The organism is Herbaspirillum sp., from assembly GCF_035644555.1.
Lineage (GTDB): Bacteria > Pseudomonadota > Gammaproteobacteria > Burkholderiales > Burkholderiaceae_D > Herbaspirillum.
Genome location: NZ_DASQOH010000017.1, coordinates 1 through 24,319 on the forward strand (window position 1 = coordinate 1; position 24,319 = coordinate 24,319).

The 24,319-nt window shown below is 62.9% G+C and carries 23 protein-coding genes and 1 rRNA gene; 7 read left to right on the top strand and 17 right to left on the bottom strand.

The window, feature by feature from the left end:
• Positions 1-89: ribosomal RNA gene (rrf, locus tag VE092_RS23185) — 5S ribosomal RNA — on the top strand; the annotation flags it as partial.
• A gap of 493 nt (positions 90-582) precedes the next feature.
• On the opposite strand, the gene VE092_RS05925 is transcribed toward rrf, so the two are convergent.
• The 10 genes from VE092_RS05925 to araD1 form a co-directional block, all read right to left on the bottom strand.
• Positions 583-1,137: an acyloxyacyl hydrolase gene (locus VE092_RS05925; protein ID WP_324874804.1), complete on the bottom strand. Its 555-nt coding sequence runs from the start codon at positions 1,135-1,137 to the stop codon at positions 583-585.
• A 156-nt stretch (positions 1,138-1,293) separates the two neighbouring features.
• The gene (locus VE092_RS05930; protein ID WP_324874806.1) at positions 1,294-2,208 is read right to left on the bottom strand and encodes an SMP-30/gluconolactonase/LRE family protein; all 915 of its coding nucleotides are present in this window, start codon (positions 2,206-2,208) and stop codon (positions 1,294-1,296) included.
• Positions 2,209-2,425: 217 nt separating this feature from the next.
• Entirely contained in the window at positions 2,426-3,190 is a 765-nt protein-coding gene (locus VE092_RS05935; RefSeq protein WP_324874808.1) for an SDR family oxidoreductase, read from the bottom strand.
• Positions 3,191-3,206: 16 nt separating this feature from the next.
• On the bottom strand, positions 3,207-4,382 hold the full coding sequence (locus VE092_RS05940) for a fumarylacetoacetate hydrolase family protein (RefSeq protein WP_324874810.1): 1,176 nt from the start codon (positions 4,380-4,382) through the stop codon (positions 3,207-3,209).
• A gap of 225 nt (positions 4,383-4,607) precedes the next feature.
• A complete protein-coding gene (locus VE092_RS05945; protein WP_039874401.1) occupies positions 4,608-6,143 on the bottom strand; it encodes a UxaA family hydrolase in 1,536 nt (511 codons plus the stop codon).
• A 96-nt stretch (positions 6,144-6,239) separates the two neighbouring features.
• Positions 6,240-7,046, bottom strand: a complete 807-nt coding sequence (locus VE092_RS05950; RefSeq protein WP_006461935.1) for a transporter substrate-binding domain-containing protein — start codon at positions 7,044-7,046, stop codon at positions 6,240-6,242.
• 65 nt (positions 7,047-7,111) lie between these two features.
• On the bottom strand, positions 7,112-7,846 hold the full coding sequence (locus VE092_RS05955) for an amino acid ABC transporter ATP-binding protein (RefSeq protein WP_324874814.1): 735 nt from the start codon (positions 7,844-7,846) through the stop codon (positions 7,112-7,114).
• Positions 7,830-8,480, bottom strand: a complete 651-nt coding sequence (locus VE092_RS05960; protein ID WP_006461937.1) for an amino acid ABC transporter permease — start codon at positions 8,478-8,480, stop codon at positions 7,830-7,832. Before VE092_RS05960 ends, VE092_RS05955 begins: the two co-directional genes overlap by 17 nt.
• 9 nt (positions 8,481-8,489) lie before the next feature.
• Positions 8,490-9,173, bottom strand: a complete 684-nt coding sequence (locus VE092_RS05965; RefSeq protein ID WP_324874816.1) for an amino acid ABC transporter permease — start codon at positions 9,171-9,173, stop codon at positions 8,490-8,492.
• A gap of 174 nt (positions 9,174-9,347) precedes the next feature.
• Positions 9,348-10,343, bottom strand: a complete 996-nt coding sequence (gene araD1, locus VE092_RS05970; RefSeq protein ID WP_324874818.1) for an AraD1 family protein — start codon at positions 10,341-10,343, stop codon at positions 9,348-9,350.
• A gap of 216 nt (positions 10,344-10,559) precedes the next feature.
• Here araD1 and VE092_RS05975 point away from each other — a divergent pair, with 216 nt between their 5' ends.
• Positions 10,560-11,534 carry a LysR family transcriptional regulator gene (locus VE092_RS05975; RefSeq protein ID WP_006461940.1) on the top strand — a complete coding sequence of 325 codons (975 nt, stop codon included), beginning with the start codon at positions 10,560-10,562 and terminating at the stop codon, positions 11,532-11,534.
• Between the two features lie 246 nt (positions 11,535-11,780).
• Complete coding sequence (locus VE092_RS05980; RefSeq protein WP_324874936.1) at positions 11,781-12,560, top strand: DUF3047 domain-containing protein; 780 nt, start codon at positions 11,781-11,783, stop codon at positions 12,558-12,560.
• Positions 12,561-12,592: 32 nt separating this feature from the next.
• Here VE092_RS05980 and VE092_RS05985 read toward each other — a convergent pair whose 3' ends face one another.
• From VE092_RS05985 to VE092_RS06000, 4 genes are all read right to left on the bottom strand, one after another.
• Positions 12,593-13,312 (bottom strand): DUF4088 family protein, encoded by a 720-nt coding sequence (locus VE092_RS05985; protein ID WP_324874821.1) that lies wholly within the window; start codon positions 13,310-13,312, stop codon positions 12,593-12,595.
• Positions 13,313-13,491: 179 nt separating this feature from the next.
• Positions 13,492-14,028 (bottom strand): DUF695 domain-containing protein, encoded by a 537-nt coding sequence (locus VE092_RS05990; protein WP_324874823.1) that lies wholly within the window; start codon positions 14,026-14,028, stop codon positions 13,492-13,494.
• On the bottom strand, positions 14,028-14,378 hold the full coding sequence (locus tag VE092_RS05995) for a DUF1304 domain-containing protein (protein ID WP_006461944.1): 351 nt from the start codon (positions 14,376-14,378) through the stop codon (positions 14,028-14,030). Before VE092_RS05995 ends, VE092_RS05990 begins: the two co-directional genes overlap by 1 nt.
• Positions 14,379-14,479: 101 nt before the next feature.
• The gene (locus VE092_RS06000; RefSeq protein WP_102662124.1) at positions 14,480-15,673 is read right to left on the bottom strand and encodes a M20 aminoacylase family protein; all 1,194 of its coding nucleotides are present in this window, start codon (positions 15,671-15,673) and stop codon (positions 14,480-14,482) included.
• Positions 15,674-15,840: 167 nt separating this feature from the next.
• Between VE092_RS06000 and VE092_RS06005 the strand changes: the two genes are divergently transcribed.
• On the top strand, positions 15,841-16,473 hold the full coding sequence (locus tag VE092_RS06005) for a LysE family translocator (RefSeq protein WP_324874827.1): 633 nt from the start codon (positions 15,841-15,843) through the stop codon (positions 16,471-16,473).
• A 5-nt stretch (positions 16,474-16,478) separates the two neighbouring features.
• Here the strand turns inward: VE092_RS06005 and VE092_RS06010 are convergent, their stop codons facing one another.
• Positions 16,479-17,318 carry an AraC family transcriptional regulator gene (locus VE092_RS06010; RefSeq protein WP_324874829.1) on the bottom strand — a complete coding sequence of 280 codons (840 nt, stop codon included), beginning with the start codon at positions 17,316-17,318 and terminating at the stop codon, positions 16,479-16,481.
• A gap of 167 nt (positions 17,319-17,485) precedes the next feature.
• On the opposite strand from VE092_RS06010, the gene VE092_RS06015 reads away from it, so the two are divergent.
• The 3 genes from VE092_RS06015 to VE092_RS06025 all read left to right on the top strand — a co-directional run bounded on the left by VE092_RS06015 (position 17,486) and on the right by VE092_RS06025 (position 22,677).
• On the top strand, positions 17,486-19,588 hold the full coding sequence (locus tag VE092_RS06015; RefSeq protein ID WP_324874831.1) for a molybdopterin oxidoreductase family protein: 2,103 nt from the start codon (positions 17,486-17,488) through the stop codon (positions 19,586-19,588).
• Positions 19,589-19,599: 11 nt separating this feature from the next.
• A complete protein-coding gene (locus VE092_RS06020) occupies positions 19,600-20,733 on the top strand; it encodes an aminopeptidase (RefSeq protein ID WP_324874833.1) in 1,134 nt (377 codons plus the stop codon).
• A gap of 243 nt (positions 20,734-20,976) precedes the next feature.
• Positions 20,977-22,677: a long-chain-fatty-acid--CoA ligase gene (locus tag VE092_RS06025; protein WP_324874835.1), complete on the top strand. Its 1,701-nt coding sequence runs from the start codon at positions 20,977-20,979 to the stop codon at positions 22,675-22,677.
• 79 nt (positions 22,678-22,756) lie between these two features.
• On the opposite strand, the gene VE092_RS06030 is transcribed toward VE092_RS06025, so the two are convergent.
• Complete coding sequence (locus VE092_RS06030) at positions 22,757-23,707, bottom strand: 2-hydroxyacid dehydrogenase (protein ID WP_324874837.1); 951 nt, start codon at positions 23,705-23,707, stop codon at positions 22,757-22,759.
• Positions 23,708-23,802: 95 nt separating this feature from the next.
• Entirely contained in the window at positions 23,803-24,237 is a 435-nt protein-coding gene (locus tag VE092_RS06035) for an acyl-CoA thioesterase (RefSeq protein WP_006461956.1), read from the bottom strand.
• Positions 24,238-24,319: the final 82 nt, after the last annotated feature.

The window sequence follows — 24,319 nt, forward strand, 5'->3', positions numbered from 1 at the left end:
CCACCCCTTCCCATCCCGAACAGGACCGTGAAACGACTTCGCGCCGATGATAGTGCTGCAACCAGTGTGAAAGTAGGTCATCGTCAGGCTTGTTATCCCCAAGAACCCTCGTTACGAAAGTAGCGAGGGTTTTTGCTTTGCGGGAACAAAAATACGCTCCACTCCCATCCGTGTGCATGTGTCTCATCAGGCCTGCTTCAATCCGCTGACGTTGCGCCAACGAGGCCTAGCCCCGATTCAACGCAAGTGCCGCGATAGTAAGGTGGTCACTTCGCCGGCTGCCTTCTGAACGGCGGCATTCCTAACGGGGTATCGCCGTGGCGGCGACTCCCGCATCAAACTTAGTTTTTAGATCTGCAAATGGCCGTAAGACCGCGCTAATCAAGGGGTGGCGATCACCAAGACTTAGTTTTATACACAGGCTGTCGCCGCCGAGTCGGCATAGTTATTTCATGTACAGCCTGAAAACCCCAGTCTTGTCGCTGACAATGTGCGTACCGGTAAAATCTAAAGCCCCGGCATCAAACAATAAAAAAAGCCGGCTAAGCCGGCTTTTTTAACGAAGCGGTACTGCTCGCTTGATCAGAACTTGTATGCGACACGTGCCACAGCGAAGTTCACGCCCCCGTTGGGCTGCTTGATGCCGCCGTTGGAGAAGTGCTGCAGGCGGATGCCCAGGTCCAGGCCATTGCTGAACACGTAGCCAGCGCCGACATGGTCGCCGAACTGGAAGGCGGTCGACAGCACCTTGTCGTTGTTGCGATAGAGCTTGGAGAACAGGTGCACACCGATACCGGCTTCGCCGTAGAAACCCTTGCCATCGTCACGCTGGAAGCGCAGAACCGGGGTCAGGCCCAGATCCACCAGGTTGCCGCTGTCGTTGGTGTTGTTGTAGTGGTTCATGCGCCAGTTGGCCAGCGACAGATCCCAGTAGCCACCGATATGGGTGCCGTTCGATTGCCAGAAATTCCAGTTCGGACCCCAGTTGAACTGCGCGCCCAGGCGCATCAGTTGGGTGTTGTTGCCGGTACCGTATTCGAGCGATACGCCGTCGATGGCGTAGCTCGGGGACTGGATGGCGATGGCGGCGACGCCAGCAAATGCGATCTTGGCGACCAGGCTCTTCAGTTTAGTCATGGATAGTCTTTCAGCGCGTCAATAGTTTTGAAGGATCTTTTGCGAGGATGCAGCGCAGACCTTGCAGTCCGCGATAACGCGCTATTCTCTCATAATCATCACAAAAGCATACTCGTGTGTCTGTTTTTGGCGCCTGCGCGCCACAGCGCAGCCTCTTCAGGGGCGATAGCTGTATTCCAGCCTGCCAGGCACCTCCACCCGGATCGCCAGGACCTGCCCGGACAGCGGGTACTGCGCCAGCTCCGCCTCGCTGCGCCCGTTGCGGCCGGTGGTGATGAAGAGGGTACGCAGATCCGGCCCCCCCAGCGCCACCATGGTCGGGCAACGTGCCGGCAGGCGAATCTCCTGCAGCAGCTCGCCTTGTGGCGACAGCCTCAGTACCCGTCCCCCTTCGAACATCGCGCACCAGTACGCCCCTTCGCTATCGACGGCTGCACCGTCCGGACGGCCACCGTAGTCGGGAGCACTCTTGTCGCTGTCGAACTGGCGCAGCAGGCGACAGTTACTGGTTTGTCCGGTGGCCAGGTCGTAGTCGTAGACATTGATCCGATGCGCCGGGGTATTGGAGTGATACATCAGGCGCTGGTCCGGACTGAAGGCCACGCCATTGGACGTCGTTACGGCATGATGCGCATCGCGCAGGGTGTTGCGTTCGAAACAGTAGAGCGTGCCGGCCTCGCGATCGCGGGGCTCGTAAATGGTGCCACACCAGAAACGACCGGCGGCATCGCAGCGGCCGTCGTTGAAGCGAATCCGACCGGTGTCATACGGCGCAGCCAGCATGGCCGACAAGGCGCCATTGCCGGTATTGAGATGGAACATCCCAGTACGCAGAGCCACCACCAGGCCGCCCTGGGCGTGCTTGACGATGCTCCCTGGTTCTTCCGGCATGTCCCAGCGCTGGTGTTGCTGGGTATCGAGCACCAGTCGGTGAACCGCCTTGCCTGGGATATCGATCCAGTACAGCGCACCTTCCTCCGCATGCCACAAGGGCGATTCTCCCAGCAACATGGGCTCGGGTGAAATCGCGGTAATGCTGTCGGCAGAGAAATTGAAGGGCACTGGATGCATGGGCGTACTGGTCCACAGGAAAAAGGGAGGCCTCATTATGCCCCTGTGCTGCAGTTTGATAAACCTGATCAGCAAACCTCCTCTGTCACTCGCCCTGGAAAGCAGAACGGCATGCTTTACGCATGCCGCTATCCGTTCGCCGTCCGTTGCCCTGCAATGGTACCGAGGGCCTAAAGAACAGGTACTTCAGGCCCCTGTCACATTTATCGCGAGTGAATCAGTTGGACCAGCCACCATCGATCATGTGGATCGAGCCGGTGGTGAAATTGGACTCATCCGAGGCCAGGTACAAGGCCAGCGCCGCCACTTCCTCGGCCTTGCCGATACGTCCCATGGGCTGACGTGCCACGAAGGCTGCGCGTACCTCGTCCTCGCTCTTGCCGGTCTCCTTGGCCTGCGTGCTGATACGCTGGTTCAGGGAGGGCGACTCGATGGTGCCCGGGCAGATCGCATTGCAGCGCACGCCCTGTGCGACGAAGTCCGCCGCGACCGATTTCGTCAGACCCACCACCGCCGCCTTGGACGCACCATAGGCGAAGCGGTTGGCCACCCCCTTCACGCTCGACGCCGCCGAGGCGATGTTGACGATGGAGCCGGCCTTCTTGGCCAGCATTCCCGGCAGCACCGCACGGATGGTGTGGAACATGGCCTTGGCATTGAGATTGAAGGAAAAATCCCAGGCCTTGTCGTCGCATTCCAGGATATTGCCCGCCGCCACATAGCCAGCGCAGTTGAACAGTACGTCGATGGTGCCGACTTCGGCCACCAGGGCCTTGATGGCGGCATCATCGGTAACGTCCAGGATGCGCGTCTCCACGCCGGCGATACCGCTCAGTGCGTCGAGGTGCTGCTTGCTGATGTCGGTGGCGATCACGCGTGCTCCCTCGCGGGCGAACAGCTCGGTGGAAGCGCGGCCGATGCCTTGCGCAGCGGCGGTGATGAGGACGGTCTTGCCGGCGAGGCGGCCAGTGGATGCGGACATGCTTGTTCCTTTGCGATTAAATGAGTTTGCGATGGGCGAGGTTCTTGAACAGCGCCGTCAGGCCGAAGGTCCACGGTGCGGTCTGGTCGCTGAAGTTGACCGTGTTCACCAACGCGCCCAACGTAGGGGTCGAGATCGTCACGATGTCGGCGACCTGGTGGGTAAAGCCCTGACCGGGACCGAAGCGATCCTGGGTCGGCGCGAACATGGTCCCCAGGAACAGCACCAGGCCATCCGGATACTGGTGATTGGGGCAGATCGCATGTTCCACCAGCTGCAGCGGATCACGGCTGATCATGGACATCGAACTGCTGCCCTTGAGCGTGAAGCCTTCGGTACCATCGACACGCATTGTAAGTTCAGCGCGTCGCACATCGTCAATTGAAAAGTTTGCGTCGAACAGACGAATGAATGGCCCCACCGCGCAGGACGCATTGTTGTCCTTGGCCTTGCCCAGCAGCAGGGCGCTGCGGCCTTCGAAATCGCGCAGGTTGACATCGTTGCCCAGGGTCGCACCGACCACCTTGCCACGGCTGTTGATGGCCAGCACGATTTCCGGTTCCGGATTGTTCCAGGCCGATTTCGGGTGGATACCGACCTCATCGCCCAGCCCCACCGACGACATCGGCTGCGCCTTGGTAAAGATCTCCGCATCCGGGCCGATGCCCACTTCCAGGTATTGTGACCACACGCCTTGCTCCAGCAGCACTTCCTTCAGGCGTGCCGCTTCGGGCGAGCCCGGCACCACGCTGGAGAGATTGTCGCCGATCACCGCCGTGATGGCCTTGCGCACCGATTCCGCCTTGCCGGCATCGCCGCGGGCCTGTTCTTCGATCACGCGCTCCAGCATGCTGGCCACGAAGGTCACGCCGCTGGCCTTGACGGCCTGCAGGTCGATGGGCGCCAGCAGCCAGGGGCGGGACGTGTCGCGATGCGCGGCATCGGCGTTGTCGAGCAGCTCCTGCAGAGTGGCGATGCGGGTCATGTTGCTGGCTGCGCGCACGGCCGCAGCGGGATTGTCCAGCTCCAGCAGTTCGCTGGAGGTAGCCGCAATCAGGGTCAGGTCATAGGCGCCTTCGGCGTCGATCTTCACCAGCACCGGGCCTATGCCCGGTTGCCAGATGCGGCCCACCAGCGTGGCCTGGGCGTGGTCTTCAGGCAGGTGGGCCTGGAGCGAGAAAGTGTGTGCCATGTTCTTGTTTCCTTATGTTGGAGGCCGGCCCGGACTACACGGGAAGCGGGCACTGCCACGATGTCATGTGTTGCAGGGGGAGACTGACTGCGGGCGAAGTATCCTCGCCATGGAATATGCCGGGGAGGGGCAAGGATGCTTGGCCTGCAGTCCGCATCATCCCCTTCTGCCGGGGATGATGCGGATGACATTAGCCCGGCCAGCGCCAGGCCGGGATGATCTGCATCAGGTATAGACGCCGATGTGCCAGGGCACGAACTCGTCCTGACCATAGCCATGCAGCTCGCTCTTGGTCTTCTTGCCGGACGCGGTATCGAGGATCATCTGGAAGAAGCGCTCCCCGATCTCCTGTGGCGTCACGTTGCCGTCGGCGATCTCGCCGCAGTTGATGTCCATGTCTTCTTCCTGGCGTTGCCACAGCGCCGTGTTGGTCGCCAGCTTCAGCGACGGCGAGGGTGCGCAGCCATAGGCCGAACCACGGCCGGTGGTGAAGCAGATCATGTTGGCGCCACCGGCGACCTGGCCAGTGGCCGAGATCGGGTCGTAGCCCGGGGTATCCATGAAGACGAAGCCCTTGGCGGTGACGGTCTCGGCGTACTTGTAGACATCCACCAGATTGGTGGTGCCACCCTTGGCCACCGCGCCCAGCGACTTTTCCAGAATGGTGGTCAAGCCGCCAGCCTTGTTGCCGGCCGAGGGGTTGTTGTTCATCTCGGCATCGTTCTTGGCACAATATTCTTCCCACCAGGCGATGCGCGCCAGCAGCTTCTCGCCCACCTCGGAGGACACTGCGCGACGCGTGAGCAGGTGCTCTGCGCCATAGATTTCAGGTGTTTCGGACAGAATCGCCGTGCCGCCGTGCTTGACCAGCAGGTCAACCGCCGCGCCCAGCGCGGGATTGGCGGTGATGCCCGAGTAGCCATCCGAACCACCGCACTGCAGGCCCAGCGTCAGGTGCTTGGCCGGCACCGGCTCGCGCTTGATGTCATTGGCCTTGGGCAGCATCTTCTTGATCTTCTCGATGCCCAGCGCCACCGTCTTGGCGGTGCCGCCGGTGCTCTGGATGGTGAAGGTATGGAAGTATTCCCCTTCCTTCAGGTTGTGGCTGTCCATCAGGCCGGAAATCTGGTTGGTCTCGCACCCCAGCCCCACCACCAGCACGGCGGCGAAGTTGGGATGGGTGGCGTAGCCCGCCAGGGTACGGCGCAGGATCTGCAGCGGTTCCCCTTGCGAATCCACCGCGCAGCCCAGACCGTGCGTCAGGGCGACCACGCCGTCGATATTGGGATAGTCGGCCAGCACTTCCGGGTGGATGTCGCGACGGAAGTAGTCGGCAATGGCACGCGCGGCCGTGGCCGAGCAGTTCACCGAGGTCAGCACGCCGATGTAGTTGCGCGTGGCCACACGGCCGTCCGGGCGCACGATGCCCATGAAGGTGGCCGGCTGCGCCACGAAATCGACCGGCTTCACGTCCGCGCCGAAATGGTGTTCACGCGAGAACTCGGCCATGGCCAGGTTATGCGTGTGCACGTGCTGGCCCGGCGCGATGGCCTGGCTGGCCGTGCCGATGATCTGGCCGTAGCGCTTGACCGGCTCGCCCACGGCAATGGCGCGGGTGGCCATCTTGTGACCGGCGGGAATCAGACCCTGGACCTTGAGGCCGCCTTCTTCCTGCAACACGGTGCCGGAGATGAGCTGCTGGCGGGCAATGACGACATCATCGACAGGATTGAGTCGGATGACGGGAGAGGTAGCTTTCATGTTGATCTCGGTGAGAACGTGGATGCTGCGGGCTGGCCGCGGAGGCGGCGGGCGCATGCCCTGCTCAAGGGAGCAGGGCATGCCGGAAATGCGGACTTACTTGGGCGCGAACTGTGCCAGGTCAGGCATGGGGCTGCCGACCCATTGCTGATAGATGGCGGGCAGCTTGCCGTTCTTCAGATTGGCGGTGATCCATTCGTTGAGCCACTTTTCCAGTGCCGGTTCGCCCTTGCGCAGGCCGATGGCATAGGGGATGTCCTTGATGGCGAACTTGGTTTCCAGGTTCTTGGACGGGTTCTGCTTGGCGATGGCCGAGGCCAGCGAGTTCGGCGTGCACAGGGCATCGACCTGACCGGAGATGATGGCCGCGGTCACGGTGGCATCGTCGTCAAAGCGCACGATGTTGGTTCCCTTGGGGGCGAGCGGGGTCAGCAGCGAATCCTGCATGTTGCCGCGGACCACGGCCACGCGCTTGCCGACCAGGTCATTGAGGCTCTTGATGTTCTCGCCCTTGGGCGCGGCCACCACGAACTGCGAAGCGCCGTACGGCTGGGTGAAGGCCACCACCTTCTGGCGTTCCGGCGTGATCGAGAAGGACGAGATCACCATGTCGGCCTTGCCGGTCATCAGGAAGGGGATGCGGTTGGGGCCGGTGACCTGCACGATCTCCAGCTCCACGCCCATGTCCTTGGCCAGCAGGCGCGCGGTTTCCACGTCCGAGCCCTGCGGCTCCAGCTTGGCATTGGTCATCCCGAAGGGCGGTGCGCCCAGGTCGATGGCGATCAGCACCTTCTTGCGTGCCTTGATATCGGCCAGCGCGTCGGCGTGGGCGGCCTGCGCGAAGCAGGCCAGGCCCAGCACGACGGCGGCAGCCTTCTTGGTGAAATTGAGCAGATTCTTCATTGCGGTCTCCTGAGTGGTTTATTTGATACTGCCTGAGAAAAACAAAGTCTGTGCGCTCCGAAAAATCAGAGATCGCTGGACACGAACTTCCGCAGTTCGGCGGTCTTGGGATTGCTGAATAGCTCATCCGGCGGGCCGACTTCCCACACCTGACCCTGGTGCATGAAGACCAGCACGTCGGCCAGCTTGCGGGCAAAGGCCATCTCGTGCGTGACCAACACCATGGTCATGCCGCCACGGGCCAGGTCTTCCATCACCTTCAGCACTTCGGCCGTCAGCTCCGGGTCCAGCGCCGAGGTCACTTCGTCGAACAGCATCAGTTCTGGCGCCATCGCCAGCGAGCGAGCAATCGCCACGCGCTGTGCCTGGCCACCGGAGAGCTGTTCGGGATAGGCTTCCTTCTTGTTTTCCAGTCCCACCAGTTGCAGCACCTTGTGGGCGATCTTCCTGGCTTCCTCGGTCGACATCTTCTTGATGGTGGTCAGCGCCAGCGTGATGTTGCGCTCCACCGTCAGATGCGGGAACAGGTTGTAGCTCTGGAAGACGATACCGACCTGCTTGCGCAGTTCGCGCAGGTTGAGTCGGTCGGGATGATGGATGTCATGGCCACAGACATTGATGTCGCCGGCATCCACCTTTTCCAGTCCGTTCAGGCAGCGCAGCAGGGTACTCTTGCCCGATCCGCTCTTGCCGATGATGGCCACCATCTGTCCCTTTTGCACATCCAGCGAAACGCCGTTCAACACCTTGTTGGTACCGAAGCTCTTGTGCAGATCCTTGATCTTAACGATTGCTGACATTCAATTTCCTTTCAAAGTGCTTGGACAGCGCCGACAGCGGGAAGCACAGGCAAAAATAGATGAGCGCGACGCAGCCGAAGACGGTGAACGGCTGGAAGGTCGAGTTGTTGATGATCTGGCCGGCACGGGACAGATCGACGAAGCCGATCACCGAGGCCAGCGAGGTGTTCTTCACGATCTGCACCATGAATCCCACCGTGGGCGGCGTGGCGATCTTGATGGCCTGCGGCAGGATCACCTTGGTCAGTTGCTCGTAGCGGTTGAAGCCCAGGCATTCCGAGGCCTCCCATTGGGTCTTGGGCACCGCCTGGATGCAGCCGCGCCAGATTTCGCCCAGGAAGGCCGCGCAGTAGATCGCAAAGGAAATCCCGGCCGCCACCAGCGGGGTCAGCTTGAAGCCGGCGATGGCCAGTCCGAAATAGGCCACGAACAGGATCACCAGCAGTGGAATGCCTTGCACCACCTGGATATAGCCGCTGGCGATGTTGCGCAGCAGACGGTTGGGCGAGACCCGCCACAGCGCGATCACGAACCCGGCCACACCGCCGAAGGCAAACGCCACCAACGACAGCACCACGGTCCAGACGGCCGCCTGCAGCAGGTATTCGACGTGCAGGAAACTAAAGGAATTCATCGCCGCTCCTCACAGGTTGGTGCCAAGCTTGCGCTTGCGCACGAAGGCCAGCTGGCTGATCAGCCAGAACGCGCCACGGAACAGGAAGGACAGCGCCAGGTAGGCCACCGCGATGACCGCATAGACCTCGAAGCTTCGGAAGGTCTCCGACTGCACCAGGTTGGCGGTCGCCGTCAGCTCTTCCGCCGAAATCTGCGAGGTGATGCTGGAGGCCAGCATCAGCAGGATGAACTGGCTGGTCAGCGATGGATAGACGCGCTCCACCGCCGGTAGCAACACCACATGCCAGTACACATGCAGACGCGACATGCCCAGGCATTCGGCCGCCTCGATCTGGCCGGGGTGGATGGAGTTGATGCCGGCGCGCATGATCTCGGTGGTGTAGGCCCCCACGTTGACGGTGAGGGCGATCACGGCAGCGGTCTCGGCCGAGAGCTTCCAGCCGATGCTGGCCAGGCCGAAGAACACCAGGAACACCTGCACCAGCAGCGGGGTGTTGCGGATGATCTCGACATAGGCACGGACCAGGCCGCGTACCAGCGCCAGACGGCTCTTGCCAGCGATCGCGCACAGTGTGCCGACTACGAATCCCAGCGCGATGGACAGCGCCGAGAGCTGTATCGTCAACCAGGCGCCCATGAGCAGGCGGTCCCAGTTGGCGAAGACGCTCATGAAATCGAAGGTGTAGTTCATTGACGCTCCGATGTTCCTGGGCGGGGGATGGACATGGGCATGAGGGTGGTCTCCTTTGCAGTTTTCCTGGGGGCGGCCTCTTGTTGTGCGACTGCTGCCGCGGGCCTTGGCACGATTGCCGGGGTTGTCATGCGCCTTGCGGCGCGCCTGGGTTATGCGATCTGGACATGGCCGCTAGAGCGGCTTGACGCCTCCCGCGCGAAATGCGGATGTCACGTGTGCAATACCGTTGACCAGCGGTGCGCCGAAGTCGGGAATGCTGATCTCGATGCTGTCGCCATCTTCGGTGCGCAGGCTGTAGGCGAAGGACAGGTTGGCCGCGCCCATGAAGTGCACGTGCACGTCACCCGCGTGCAGCAGATGCGAATACTTGAAGTAGTGGTATTCCAGGTTCTCGATGCTGTGGCACATGTTGTCCTGGCCGGTCAGGAATTCCTGTTCCCAGATCACACGGCCCTTGCGACGGATGCGGGTCATCCCCACCAGATGGGCCGGCGGCAGTCCCACCAGCAGCTCCGGTCCGAAGCTGCAGTGACGCAGCTTGGAATGCCCCTGGTAGAGGTAATTGCGACGCTCCATGACGTGGTCCGAAAACTCGTTGCCGATGGCAAAGCCCAGCCGGCGCGGGCAGCCCTGGTCATCGATCAGGTACAGGCCGACGATCTCCGGTTCCTCGCCGCCGTCGAGAGCGAAGTCCGGGCGCGGCAGCGGCTGACCGGGCGCGACGACGCTGCTGCCGTCGCCCTTGTAGAACCACTCCGGCTGCACGCCCACTTGGCCCGGGGCGGGGCGGCCACCGGCGATGCCCCATTCGATCATCAGCTGGGTATCGGTCTTGTCGAGTTCATCACCTTCCAGGCGGCGATGCATCTTGTCGCGGGTGGTGGCGCTGCCCAGATGGGTGGTGCCGGCGCCGGACACGCGGCAATGCGCCGGATCGGGATGATCCAGCGGTGCCAGGATGCGGGCCTCGGCCAGGATGGCGGCGTAGTCTTCGGACTGGTCGGTGTTGAGCAACTGGGCCTGACGCTCCAGCCCGGTGCTGCGCTGCAGCGCCAGCAGGGCCAGTTCGCGCATGGTCGCCACCTGGTCCAGCGCCTGGATGTGGCTGCCGTTGACGATGCCGACGCGGCGCTCGCCCTTGCGGTCGCGGTATTGAATCAGCCTCACCGGGTCTCCTTGTCTGTCCGCAATGTCGGTTCTGGTCAGCCAGGCGACGAAACGGCGAGGACGATCAGGCATTCGCAGGCGGCAGGAATGTCGCGCCTACGATGGATCGATCCTGCCAACGTCTCCTGAGCTTTTTTCACGCATCGCCTTGGCAGGCCGATAGATGCGCTAGCATTGTGGTTTTTTCCGGACCGACTATAAGAGGCGAGTACAACGATGTCCAATGAGCTTAATTCATCGGGTGATAACCAACTCGGAGATGGCGCCGGCGCGCTGCCTTCGGTGGGTTCCATCGTCAGCCGCCTGCGCTTTCGCCAGGTCGCGCTGCTGACGGCACTCGACGAGCAGGGCTCGCTGCACAAGGCGGCGGAGGTGATGCACATGACCCAGCCAGCCGCCACCAAGGCCCTGCATGAAATGGAGGATGCCCTGGGCGTAACCCTGTTCGACCGCTCGCCACGCGGCATCGAGGCCACCGAGCTGGGCCGTTGCGTGATCCGCTATGCGCGCCTGATCCAGAGCGACGTGGCCAATCTGCGCGAGGAATTGCAGAACATGATCAGCGGTCGCGGAGGCCGCCTGTCCATCGGCACCATCATGGGGGCCGCACCCTTCGTCACGCGTGCGCTCTCGCGCCTGCGCGAAATCCAGCCGGAAGTCTCCATCGAGATCAGCGAAGACACCAGCGCGCGCCAGTTGCTGTTGCTCGACCAGGGGCGCATCGATCTGATGATCGGCCGCTCCTCGGTCAGTTCGCAACCCAATCTGTACAACTATGAAATGCTGCGCGGCGAGCCCATGTGCATCGTCTGCGGTATCGACCATCCCCTGGCCACCGCACAGAAGGTGCGCCTGCAGGAGCTGGCCGGCGCCTCCTGGATCCTGTATTCCAGCAACATGCCCATGCGCATCTGGATCGAGCACGAGTTCAAGCTGGAGGGGCTGAAGGTGCCGGGCAACGTGATCGAGACCGCCTCGCCCTTCGTGACCATCACGCTGCTGGCGCAATCGAACATGGTGGCAGTGATGCCATTGGATATCGCCCACTTCTTCGCGGCGCGGCAGATGCTGGGCATCCTGCCGGTGAACCTGAAGACGCGCATCGAGCACTACGGCATCGTCACCCGCAAGAACACCACCCTGTCGTCGCTGGCCAAGATGTTCATCCAGATCCTGCGCCAGCAAAACTGAATGTCGTCTGCCGATCAGGGCCGGAGATAGCGCTTGCAGGCCGTCCACGCCGTTGAGGTTTTTTTACCTGCTAAGGGTTTTCCGGATGTCGTGCAGTCGCGTTTTCCTGTTAGCCTTCGTCTGCGGTCGGGGTGACCGCATTCCCTTCTTCTCCGGTCGGCCTTCATGAATTTGCGTCTCACGCGTGCGCGCACGCGACTTGCTGCACAACTTCCCGCTTCCTTCCAGGCTACTGCCGCGCGCAGCGTGCTGGCGTCACTCTGCCTTGGCGCCGCCTGGCTGCTGGCGGGGTGCGCAGGCCCGCAGACGGCTGCGCCCGCGGCCCCTGACGCCGCCGCCAAGCAGGCCAGGCTGGACCAGGCGCTGGCGCTGTTCTCCGCCAATCCACCCAAGGGCCTTCCTGCTGGCTGGGAACCGCTGGTCTTCACCCGCAAGAAGATTCCCACCGAATACCGTCTGGTCGATGACAATGGGCGCAGCGTGCTGCATGCCTTTGCCGACCGTGCCTCGTCCGGCCTGCGTCATCCGGTCGATATCGACATCAACAAGAAGCCCTGGCTGGCCTGGAGCTGGAAGGCCACTGGCCTGATCCCCACGGCCGATCTCACGCACCGCGAGACCGATGATTCACCGGTGCGCATCGTGCTGGCCTTCGATGGTGACCATGACAAGCTTTCGCTGATGGATACCATCCTCTTCGATACCGCCAAACTGCTGACCGGGCATGAGCTGCCCTATGCCACGCTGATGTATGTCTGGGATAGCAATGCGCAGGTGGGCCAGGTGATCGCCAATGGTCGTACCGGCCGCATCCAGATGCTGGTCGCCGAGAGCGGCCCGGAGCACGTGGGCCAGTGGCGCAAGTACCAGCGCAATGTCGCCGAGGACTATGAACGCATCTTCGGTGAAAAGCCGGGACGCCTGATCGGCGTCGGCGTGTTGACCGATACCGACAATACCGGCCAGAAGATGGAAGCGTGGTACGGCGATATCCGCCTCATGCGCGAGGCGGAAACGCTGCCCTGAAAGGAGGATGGCCTGAAACCAGCCGGGGCGGCCTAGACGCCGCGCCACCAGGCCGCGACGTGTCCCCAGAATCCCTTGGGGCCGTCTTCGAAGAGCCAGGGTTTCTCGCGTTTCAATTTGTCCATCATGTCTTGCTCGGCCTTCTCGGAGACATTGCCGAAGGCCCGCCCCAGCTTGAGCAGGGTACGCAAGGCGCCTAGCTTTTCGCGCGCCACCATGCCGGAGGCGTGTTCGATGGCGATGTGGGTCTCTCGCAATTCCTGCACCATGGCCGCCGCCAGCAGCGCCGCCGGCGTGCGCAGGCGCTCTTGTACCACCGAGATGCTGGTGGCCGAGGCCTTGATCTGCGCGGCCAGCACATCGATCTGGGTTTCGTCGCCCTTGGCCTGCTTGATGATGGCACTGGCCCAGGCGCGCGAGGCATTGACCAGGTCATCGGTGGTCCAGTCGTGGCGCACCGCGATCCAGAAGCCGTAATTCGCAGCCTGCTCGATCAGGATCTGCACCACATCCGGAAATTCCTTGTCCATCGCCCGTCTTGCCCAGGCGTACTGACCGGACAGCATCAGGTGCTGCACCGCTTCTTCGGTCAGGAAATTGGTGTTCTCCGAAACCTTGGCCAACAGATAACTATCGAAGGACGGCTTGACGAAGCCCGAATCGATCTTGGTCGAGAGCCGCACGAAGTTGTGATAATCCCGCTCCAGCGAGTCGTAGATCTCGTCCTTGAGGATGAGTTTGATCTGTTTCATGCGGCTTCCCCTCGGACCGGGTCCGATGTTGTTGTTCCGGCAAAATGGAGTGCGATCGCTGCCGGAGTGAGAGTGATGGCAAGTGCCAACAATGATGCTGCCAGGAAAACTGTTATCGGCTCATCCGCGCTGAAACTTTACCGTGCCTGCTTTATGTATGAGGACTTCTTCCGCCGCCCCTAGTAACTGCGCAGGCCGTAGCGCTGCCGGGTTTCCGCATCCGGTAGCAATTGCTCGCGATAGAGCGCCCACGCCGGGTCTGCCTGGATCGCCGCGCTGCTCTTGCAAGCCTGGCATAACCGGGCCTGCAGGCTGGTGGCAATGCTCTCCAGTCCGTTCGGATCGATCACATAGAAATACGATTGCTGCTGCCCCTGGCTGAACGTGGTGCCGGCGTAGAGGCTGCGGGTTTTCCTGGCGATGGCAGCGGCGATGTCATCGGACAGGGATTCCAGCCGGTCCTGGTCGGCCATGGCCGGCAGGCCATCAGCCGTCGCCGGGGCATAGTTCACGCGGGTCACCAGCACATAGGGAAAACCGGAGAGCGGAAACGCCCGGCGCAGGCCCATGTCCAGCTTGACCGTGTAGGCCAGCCCGGCGCGCTGGGTCTGGTAGGTCCACCATTCGGCGTCCTGCTCCTGCGCCGTGGCTTGTCCTGCAAGCAGCGCGAGCAGACCCGGGACCAGCAAGGCGAAGAGGCGTCGCAGCGGCAACATCAGCTCGCCAGCAGGGCCAGCAGCGCCAGCAAGGCGGGCAGGCCCTGGATGTAGAGGATAGAGCGCTTGGCGGTCAGGCCGCCGTAGATGCCGGCCACCAGCACGCAGATCACGAAGAAGAACTGCACCGGCCGCTCGCCGGTCGCCAGGCTCCAGAACAGTCCGGCCGCGAGGAAGCCGTTATACAAGCCCTGGTTGGCCGCCAGCACGCGGGTCGCCTCGGCGGCCTGCTTCGATTGGCGGAAGGTCTTCAGTCCCAGCGGCTTGGTCCACAGGAACATCTCCAGGATCAGGATCCAGACATGCTCGATGGCGACCAGCAGCAGGAGGGCAGTGGCGAGGGTGTGCAAGGTTTCTCCCTTGTTATCGTTATCACAAATCAGGATTCAGGATGCGTGCCGAGGATCATGCCTCAAACCGTGCCGCCCGCCAATGCCGTCCGGCCTGCCTCTTACTTCGCCTGCAGGAATTTCTCGGCCAGCCTCACCCAGTAGGTGGCGCCGATGGGCAGCAGGTCATCGTTGAAGTCATAGCTGGGGTTGTGCAGGTTGCACGGGCCCAGGCCATGACCATGATCGCGGTGACCGCCGTCGCCATTGCCCAGGAACACATAGCAGCCCGGCTTGTGCTGCAGCATGAAGGCGAAATCCTCGGCCCCCATGGTGGGTTCGGTGTGGGCATCGACATGATCGGCCCCGAACTGTTCGGTCAGCACCTCGACGGCGAATGCGGTTTCGGCGGCGTGGTTGATCAGCGGTGGATAGTTGCGGTTGAAGCGGAAATCGACGGTGGCATCGAAGGCCGCAGCGGTGTGCTCGGCGATTTCCTGCATGCGGCGTTCGATCAGGTCCAGTACGGGCAGGCTGAAGGTACGCACGGTGCCGACCATCATCGCCTCGTCGGGGATGACGTTGGTGGCGCTGCCGGTATGGATCTGGGTGATGGAGACCACTGCCGGATCATTGGGGTTGATGTTGCGCGCCACGATGGTCTGCCAGGCCTGGGCGATCTGCACCGCCGTCATCACCGGATCGACCGCCTTGTGCGGTTGCGCCGCATGCGAGCCCTTGCCCTTGACGGTGACGTGGAACTCGTTGCTGGAGGCCATCTGCGCACCCGGCGTCACACCGAAATGCCCTGCCGGGATGCCGGGCCAGTTGTGCATGCCGAAGACGGCGTCCATCGGGTATTTCTCGAACAGGCCATCCTGGATCATGCGCTCGGCGCCACGTCCGCCTTCTTCGGCAGGCTGGAAGATGACATACACCGTGCCATCGAAATTGCGATGCTGCGAGAGGTAGTAGGCCGCGCCCAGCAGCATGGCGGTATGGCCGTCGTGGCCGCAGGCGTGCATCTTGCCCTCGTGGCGGGAGGCGTGGGCGAAGGTATTGATCTCGGGCATGGGCAGGGCGTCCATGTCGGCGCGCAAACCGATGGCGCGCGGGCTGTCACCGTTCTTGATGATGCCGACCACGCCGGTTACGCCCAGGCCTCGTACTACCGGGATGCCCCATTCAGTGAGCTTCTGCGCGACCACATCGGCGGTGCGGACCTCTTCATAGGCGAGTTCGGGGTGGGCGTGGATGTCGCGGCGGATCTTCTGCAGTTCGGCCTGGAACTGGACGATGGGGTCGATGAGTTTCATGGTCTGGCTTGGTCTGGGACAGTGTGTGGAGGTGGTGCTGAAGCCGCCTATCTTACCGTGCCTTGTGCCGTGCCACCGTTCACGCAATTTTGTTCAATACAGGGATCGTCGTCCTGCCTAGCATGCGCCTCTTTCGATATAGCCCGACGCGGCGAGGAGGCATGCTCATGTTCTGGTCTGAATTCCTGTTGCTGGCCGGCGCACATCTGCTGGCGCTGGCCAGTCCCGGTCCGGATTTCCTGTTGCTGGCGCGTAGCAGTCTGCGTCACGGTCGGACGTATGGGCTGGCCGTGAGCCTGGGCATCGCACTGGCCAATGGGCTCTATATCGCGCTGGCCATCGGCGGCTGGAGCGTGCTGCAGGACAGTCCGGCGCTGCTGGTCGCGTTGCAGTGGCTGGCCAGCGGTTACCTGGCCTGGCTGGGATGGATGTTCATACGCGCCAGCCGGGCGCCCGCCGACTGGCCGGGCAAGGTGGCGATTGCGCATGCGCAGCGCGTATCACCCCTGCTCGGCATCGGTGCGGGCTTCCTGTCGGCGCTATTGAATCCCAAGAATGGCCTGTTCTACTTCGGCCTCTTCACCGTGATCGTGGAGGCGCACACCGGGCTGGGCCGCAAGCTGTTCTATGGGGTGTGGCTGGGGTGTGCGGTGCTGGCCTGGGATGCAGCGCTGGTCTGCGTGATCGCGCGGGAAAAGGTAGTGGTCGCGCTGGGCCGGGCGATGCCGGTGATCGAGCGCAGCGCTGGCCTGCTGCTGCTGGTGGCCGCCGTGGCCCTGGCGGCCGGGCGCCTGCGCTGATGTCCTCAGGGCCTCGCGTATTGCAGGGGCGTGACGGCCACACGGGATTTGAAGACGCGATGGAAATGGCTCTGGTCGGCAAAGCCGGTGTCGTAGGCGGCATCGGCCGCACTCGCCCCCTGACGCAGCAGTACGCGCGCCTGGCGGATCTTCATGTCCAGTTGCAGCGCATGGGGCGTCATGCCGAAGCGGCGGTTGAACTGGCGGATCAATTGGTATCGGCTGGTGCCGGCGATGGCGGCCAGGGTGTCGAGCGTGATGCGTTCGCGGCAATGGGCCTGCAGGAAATCATGCGCGGCCTGCAGGCCGTCGCTGCCTTGCGGGGCCATCGTGATCATGGTGGCCATCGTGAGAGGGGCGGCGCAGGCTTCTGCGCATAGCTGCATGAGTTCGTGCAGGCAGGTGATGATGTCGGCCTGCAGGTCGGCGCGCAGGTCGCCTTGGTGGGCGTCCAGGGCCGCCGTCATGCGGTTGAGCAATTGGACCGCCGAGGCAGAGCGCAGCACCTGGGAATTCATCCTCTGGAGCAGCCCGCGGGTGCTCGGGGTTTCATCGAGCAGCGTGGCCAGCCAGTGCACGTCGAGGTGGAACATGCGATAGCTCCAGCGCTGCAGCTCGGCCGGATTGCAGCTATGCACATCACCGGCCCTGACCAGTACCACATCGCCGGGGACGATGGCCGTGCTCCGGCCCGCCACGGAAAAGACGCTTTGGCCGCCATCGACGATGCCAATGGAAAAGCTGTCATGCGTATGCGGGGCATAGCAGGACAGGCTACCGGTGGCACGCCGGCCTTCGAGGAAGGGCAGTTCGGGCGTGTGCCAGAAGTGTTGGAGAGGCGTCATGACAGGGTTGGCGAGAGTCGCGATGGGCCATTTTAAGATAAAGTATCCGCTTCGCCGTCCTGCCCGTTTTCCCGCGCCTTTGCTGCTGTCTTGCCGGTGTGCGGCGCATGGTACGTCCTCCATCCCGTTTTTCCGGTTTTCATCCCTGTTTCCTAGCTCCGCTTGCCATGACCACCTCGATCGTCCGCGCCGCCTGCCCTCATGATTGCCCCGATACCTGTGCCTTGCTGGTGACCGTCAAGGACGGCGTCGCCACCGAGGTGCGTGGCGACCCGGATCACCCGCCCACCTCCGGCGTGCTCTGCACCAAGGTTTCACGCTATACCGAGCGCACCTATCACCCCGACCGCCTGCTTTATCCCATGCGCAGGGTGGGCAAGAAGGGCGAGGGCCGGTTCGAGCGCATCAGCTGGGACGAGGCGATTGCGACCATCGCCCAACGCCTGGGGCAGATTGCCTTGCGCGATCCCCAGGCCATCCTGCCCTACAGCTATGCCGGCACCATGGGCCAGGTGCAGGGCGAATCAATGGCCGGGCGTTTCTTCCATCGGCTGGGTGCGTCGCAACTGGAGCGCACCATTTGCGCCTCGGCCGGCGGCGCCGGTTATCGCTACACCATCGGAGCGCGCATCGGTACCGATCTGGAGCAGGTCGACAATGCCAGGCTGATCCTGATCTGGGGTGGCAATCCGATCGCCTCCAACCTGCATTTCTGGACCCGGGTGCAAGCCGCCAAGCGCAATGGTGCACGCCTGATCGCCATCGATCCTTATCGCTCGCTCACAGCCGAAAAGTGCCACCAGCATATTGCCCTGCTGCCAGGTACTGATGCGGCCCTGGCGCTGGGCATGATGCATGTGCTGATTGCCGAGGACCTGTTGGACCGCGACTACATCGCCCGTCACACGCTGGGCTTCGATCAGTTGAAAGAGCGCGTGGCGGAATGGACGCCGGCCCGTACCGCCGAGGTCTGCGGCATCAAGGCCGAAGAAGTGCTGGCGCTGGGGCGTGAGTACGGCCGCGTGGCGCTGGCCGGCGAAGGCGTTTTCATCCGCGCCAACTATGGCTTGCAGCGCGTACGCGGCGGCGGCATGGCGGCGCGCAACGTGGCCTGCCTGCCAGCCCTGGTGGGGGCCTGGCGTCACGCCGCCGGCGGCATCCAGCTGTCGGTGTCGGACAGCTTCCCCAAGGATGCGGCGGCGCTGAGCCGGCCCGACCTGGCCGCGCGTCATGGCGCCCCGGCCCGCGTCATCAACATGAGTACCATCGGCGACGATCTCCTGAAGCCGGCCTCGCCCGAGTTCGGGCCCCAGGTGGAGGCGGTGATCGTCTACAACTCCAATCCGGTGGCGGTGGCACCGGAGTCGGCCAAGGTGGCGCAGGGCTTCGCCCGCGAAGACCTGTTCACCGTGGTGCTGGAGCACTTCCAGACCGATACCGCTGACTACGCCGATATCCTCTTGCCGGCCACCACCCAGCTGGAACACATCGACGTCCATGCCTCCTACGGTCACGTCTACATGCTGGCCAACAATGCGGCCATTGCGCCCATGGGCGAGGCCAAGCCCAATACCGAGATCTTCCGCCTGCTCGCTGCGGCCATGGGCTTCACCGAGGACTGCTTCCGTGACAGCGATGACCAGTTGGCGGCGGTGGCCTTCCGGCGCGATGACCCGCGCAGTGGCGGCTACGACTGGCAGGTGCTCAAGGAAAAGGGCTGGCAGCGTCTGGACATGCCGGTCGCGCCGTTTGCCGAAGGCGGGTTTGCCACGCCCTCGGGCAAGTGCGAATTCTATTCGGCGCAGATGAAGGCGGCCGGTCTCGATCCGCTGCCGGCCTATATCGCGCCCTACGAGTCGGTGGCCAGCAACCCGGAACTGGCTGCCCGCTATCCGCTGGCGATGATTTCCCCGCCAGCGCGCAATTTCCTCAATTCGTCCTTCGTCAACGTGCAGAGCCTGCGCGATACCGAGGGCGAGCCGCACCTGGACATGCATCCGCAGGACGCCGCAGCGCGTGGCATCGAGCAGGGTGATACGGTGCGCGTCTTCAATGATCGCGGCAGCATGCAGGCGCGGGTGCGCGTGACGGACAAGGCAAGGCCGGGCCTGGTGGTGGGGCTGTCGATCTGGTGGAAGAAGTTCGCCGCCGACGGCAAGAACGCCAACGAGGTCACCAGCCAGCGCCTGACCGACATGGGTAACGCGCCCACCTTCTACGACGTGCTGGTGCAGGTGGAAAAACTGCAGCAGCCGGTTGTGGCGCACTGAGTCCCTGCATCATGCTGCGCAGGGGCATGCTGGTGCTGGCGCTGGGCGGATTGCTGGGCTTGGGCGCGTGTTCATCGGTGTCCTATTACGCCCAGGCCGCGCATGGCCAGTTCTCCCTGCTGGCGCAGGCCCGGCCGCTGGATGACTGGCTCGCCGATCCCGCCACCCAGCCGGCGCTCAAGACCAAGCTGCAGACGGTGCAAGAGATTCGCCGCTTTGCGGTGGTCGAGCTGGGCTTGCCTGATAACGGCAGTTACCGCACCTACGCCCAGCTGGACCGGCCTTTCGTGTTATGGAACGTGGTGGCCGCGCCGGAACTCTCGCTCAAGGCCAGGCAGTGGTGCTTTCCCATTGCCGGTTGCGTGGACTATCGCGGCTATTACAGCCAGCAGGCGGCCCAGGACTATGCCGCCGCGCTGCAGCGGGAAGGCTATGACGTCCAGGTGGCAGGGGTGCCGGCCTATTCCACGCTGGGCTGGTTCGATGATCCGGTCATCTCCACCTTCATCCAGTATCCCGACGGTGAACTGGCGCGGCTGATCTTCCATGAACTGGCGCACCAGACTGTCTACGCCCGCGACGATACGCCCTTCAATGAAGGTTTCGCGGTAGCGGTCGAGGAACTGGGGCTGGAGCGCTGGCTGGCGGCGCGCCACGATTCTGCCCTGACTGCGGCGTATCAGCGCTATGCGCAGCGCAAGCGGGAATTCCTGGCGCTGCTGGACAAGTACCGCGCCCAGCTGAAGGACAACTACGACAGCGATGCCAGCGACGCCCTGAAGCGCGAGCGCAAGGCCGCCATCTTCGCCGCCCTGCGCACCGAATACGCGACGATCAAGAGCACACGCTGGAATGGCTATGCCGGCTACGACCGCTGGTTCGCCATGCCATTGTCGAATGCGCATCTGGCCCTGGTCGGTGCTTATCACGACATGGTGCCGGCTTTCCGGCGGCTGTTCGAAAACAGTCGAGGTTTTCCTGATTTCTATGACAAGGTCCGGCGACTGGCGCGCATGGACAAGCCCGCCCGGCACGCCGCGCTGGGCGATGCACCCTTGACCACGGGCAAGGCGGCGCCAGAAACATTTCCCACCGACACCATTGGGCAGCCCAAACGGGATGCGGGCGGGTATCATCCCGGGTGATTTGGCCGCTCTGTCCAGACGCGGCCTTCATCATTACCCGGCGCGAAGTACCCCCGAACGGAGGGCATTTCACAAAAATTCACCTAATTCGGGCGCAAAGTGCTTGCCCCGCGGTCGAATGCTGGATAGCATCTGCGTTAAATAAAAAAACACTCGTGCTTTTTTTGCTGTGCGCGCCACGTGGTCGCAACATGACACCGCCCAGCCCCAGCGCACGTTATGACCGGAGACAGAGGACACATTATGGAAAGATTCTGGCTTGCATCCTATCCTGCAGGCGTTCCCGCGGACATCGACCCAGGCCGTTACGGCTCGTTGGTACAGATGATCGATGAAGCCTTCACCAGGCACGCCGACCGCAATGCCTACGTCTGCATGGGCAAGTACCTGCGTTACAGCGAACTGGATGCCATGTCGCGCGCACTGGGCGGCTGGCTGCAGGGACTGGGGCTGCAGAAGGGCGCCCGGGTGGCGATCATGATGCCCAATGTGCTGCAGTATCCGATCGCCATCGCGGCGATCCTGCGGGCCGGTTATACCGTGGTCAATGTCAATCCGCTCTATACCGCGCGCGAGCTGGAACATCAGTTGAAGGATTCGGGCGCCGAAGCCATCTTCGTGCTGGAAAACTTTGCCTGCACGCTGCAGAAGGTGGTCGCCAATACCAGCATCAAGCATATCGTGGTGGCCAGCATGGGCGAGCTGCTGGGCAGGCTCAAGGGTGCCATCGTCAACCTGGTGGTGCGTCACGTGAAGAAGCTGGTGCCGGCCTGGTCGCTGCCCAACGCCATCAGCTTCAGCCGTGCCTTGTCGCAGGCGCAGGGCAAGCAGTTGCGGCCGGTCAGCCTGACGCCTGACGACATCGCCTTCCTGCAATACACCGGCGGCACCACCGGCGTGGCCAAGGGCGCCGTACTGACCCACCGCAACCTGGTGGCCAATGTGCTGCAGGCCGAGGAATGGCTGACCCCGGCGCTCAAGGCCGGCAAGCCCATCGACCAGCTGGTGTTTGTCTGTGCCTTGCCGCTGTATCACATCTTCGCCCTGACCGTCTGCAACATGCTTGGCACACGCGAAGGCGCGCTCAACCTGCTGATTCCCAACCCGCGTGATATCCCCGGCTTCGTCAAGGAGCTGGCCAAGTACAAGGTCAATACCTTCCCGGCCGTCAATACGCTCTACAACGCACTGCTCAACAATGCCGATTTCGCCAAGCTGGACTTTTCCGGTTACCGCTGCTGCGTAGGCGGCGGCATGGCCGTGCAGCAAAGCGTGGCCGACAAGTGGAAGAAGCTGACCGGCTGCCCCATCATCGAAGGCTATGGCCTGTCGGAGACCTCGCCGATCGCCAGCGCCAACCCCTGCACCATCGAAGAATACACCGGCACCATCGGTCTGCCGTTGCCCTCTACCGAGATCGCCATCCTCGACGACGATGGGAATCCGGTGCCGCTCGGCCAGCCGGGCGAGATCGCCATCCGCGGTCCGCAGGTGATGCCGGGTTACTGGCAGCGCCCCGATGAGACGGCCAAGGTCATGACGCCGGACGGTTTCTTCAAGACCGGCGATATCGGCATCATGGATGCCCTGGGCTACACCCGTATCGTCGACCGCAAGAAGGACATGATCCTGGTCTCCGGCTTCAACGTCTATCCCAACGAGATCGAAGGCGTGGTGGCGCAGCATCCGGGCGTACTGGAATGCGCCTGCGTGGGCGTGCCGGACGAACATACCGGCGAGGCGGTCAAGCTCTTCGTGGTGCGCAAGGACAAGTCGCTCACCAGCGAGCAATTGATGGCCTACTGCAAGGAGCAGTTCACCGGCTACAAGAAGCCCAAGTACATCGAGTTCCGTGATGAGCTGCCCAAGACCAACGTCGGCAAGATACTGCGTCGCGAGTTGCGCGATGAACCGGCCAAGGCACAGCAGAAACGGGCTGCCTGACCGCATGTAAATCGTAGTGCTCCAATGAAAAATCGCTGCCGGATCACGCCGGCAGCGATTTTTTTTCGGGCGGGAAAGATCAGTCCGGCACGGGCGTGATCACCGGCTTGCCACTGAAATGCGCCTGCAGGTTGTTGAAGGCCAGATCGGCCATGGCGGTGCGCGTGACCAGTGTGCCGCTGGCCATGTGGGGTGTCAGCACCACATTCTCCTGGGCGGCCAGTTCGGCGGGGATATTGGGCTCGTTCTCGAACACATCCAGACCGGCGCCGGCGATGGTGCCGGCCTTGAGCGCGGCGATCAGGGCGGTTTCATCCACCACCGAGCCGCGTGCCACGTTGATCAGGAAACCCTTGGGGCCGAGCGCTTCCAGCACGTCGGCATTGACCAGCGCACGGGTACCGGCGCCGCCGGGGGTGATCATCACCAGGAAATCGACCGCCGCCGCCAGCGACCTGATGTCGCCGAAGTAGGTGTAGGGGACGTCCTTGCGCGAGCGATTGTGATACGCGATCTCCATGTCGAAGCCGGCGGCGCGGCGGGCGATGGCTTCGCCGATGCGTCCCAGACCGACGATGCCCAGGCGCGCGCCACTGACCTTGGTGGTGAAGGGGAAGGGACCATTCTTCCATTCGCCACTGCGGGCGAAACGGTCGGCGCGCACCACATTGCGTGCCACGGCCAGCATCAGTGCGATGGCCATGTCGGCCACATCATCGGTCAGCACGTCGGGCGTATGGGTGACGTGGATGCCGCGCTCGCGGGCCGCCGGCACATCCACGCCGTCGTAGCCGACGCCGAACACCGAGACGATTTCCAGCGCCGGAAAGCGCGCCATGAATTCCCGCCCGACCTTCGCCTCACCATTGGCGGCGATGCCACGCACCTGCGGGGCGATGGCCGCAAGCTGGTCGTCGCTGAGCTGGTCCAGCACGAGGTTGTGGCAGGTGAAATTGTTCTGCAGCAGATCCAGCAGATGCTGCGGCAGGCGGGCGACGATCAGGATGGTAGGGCGTTCGTTGGAAGTCATGGTCACTGGGAGGAAGCAATGATGAAGTCGTTACGATACGGACTATTGATACGCCACGGGCTGAAATCTTTTCAAGCCCGCAGCGGAATCTGCGGCTACAGCGCCGGGCTGAGACTGCCCTGGCCGGCCGGGTCCAACGGTGGCAAGGGACGCGGCTTGCGGCTTTCGTCGGTGGCTACATAGGTCAGCGTGGCCTCAGTGACCTTGACGATCTCGGTCTGCAGCCGGTTGCGCTCGGCATAGACTTCGACATTGACCGTGATGGAGGTATTACCGACCTTGACGATGTCGGCATAGAAGGACAGCAGGTCTCCCACGAAAACCGGATTCTTGAACAGGAAGGAATTGACCGCGATGGTCGCCACCCGGCCATTGGCACGGCGGGTGGCCGGCAGCGATCCGGCGATGTCCACCTGGGCCATGATCCAGCCACCGAAGACGTCGCCGTAGACGTTGGCGTCGGACGGCATGGGCATGACCCGCAGTTGCGGCGCCTTGCCGGGCGGAAGTTGGGGGACGGTATGGGACATGCATGACTCCTTGGAGATGGGGAAGGCCCGACGCACTGGCCGGATGGATCTTATAATCTGGGTTTGCGTAAAGGGCGGCAAG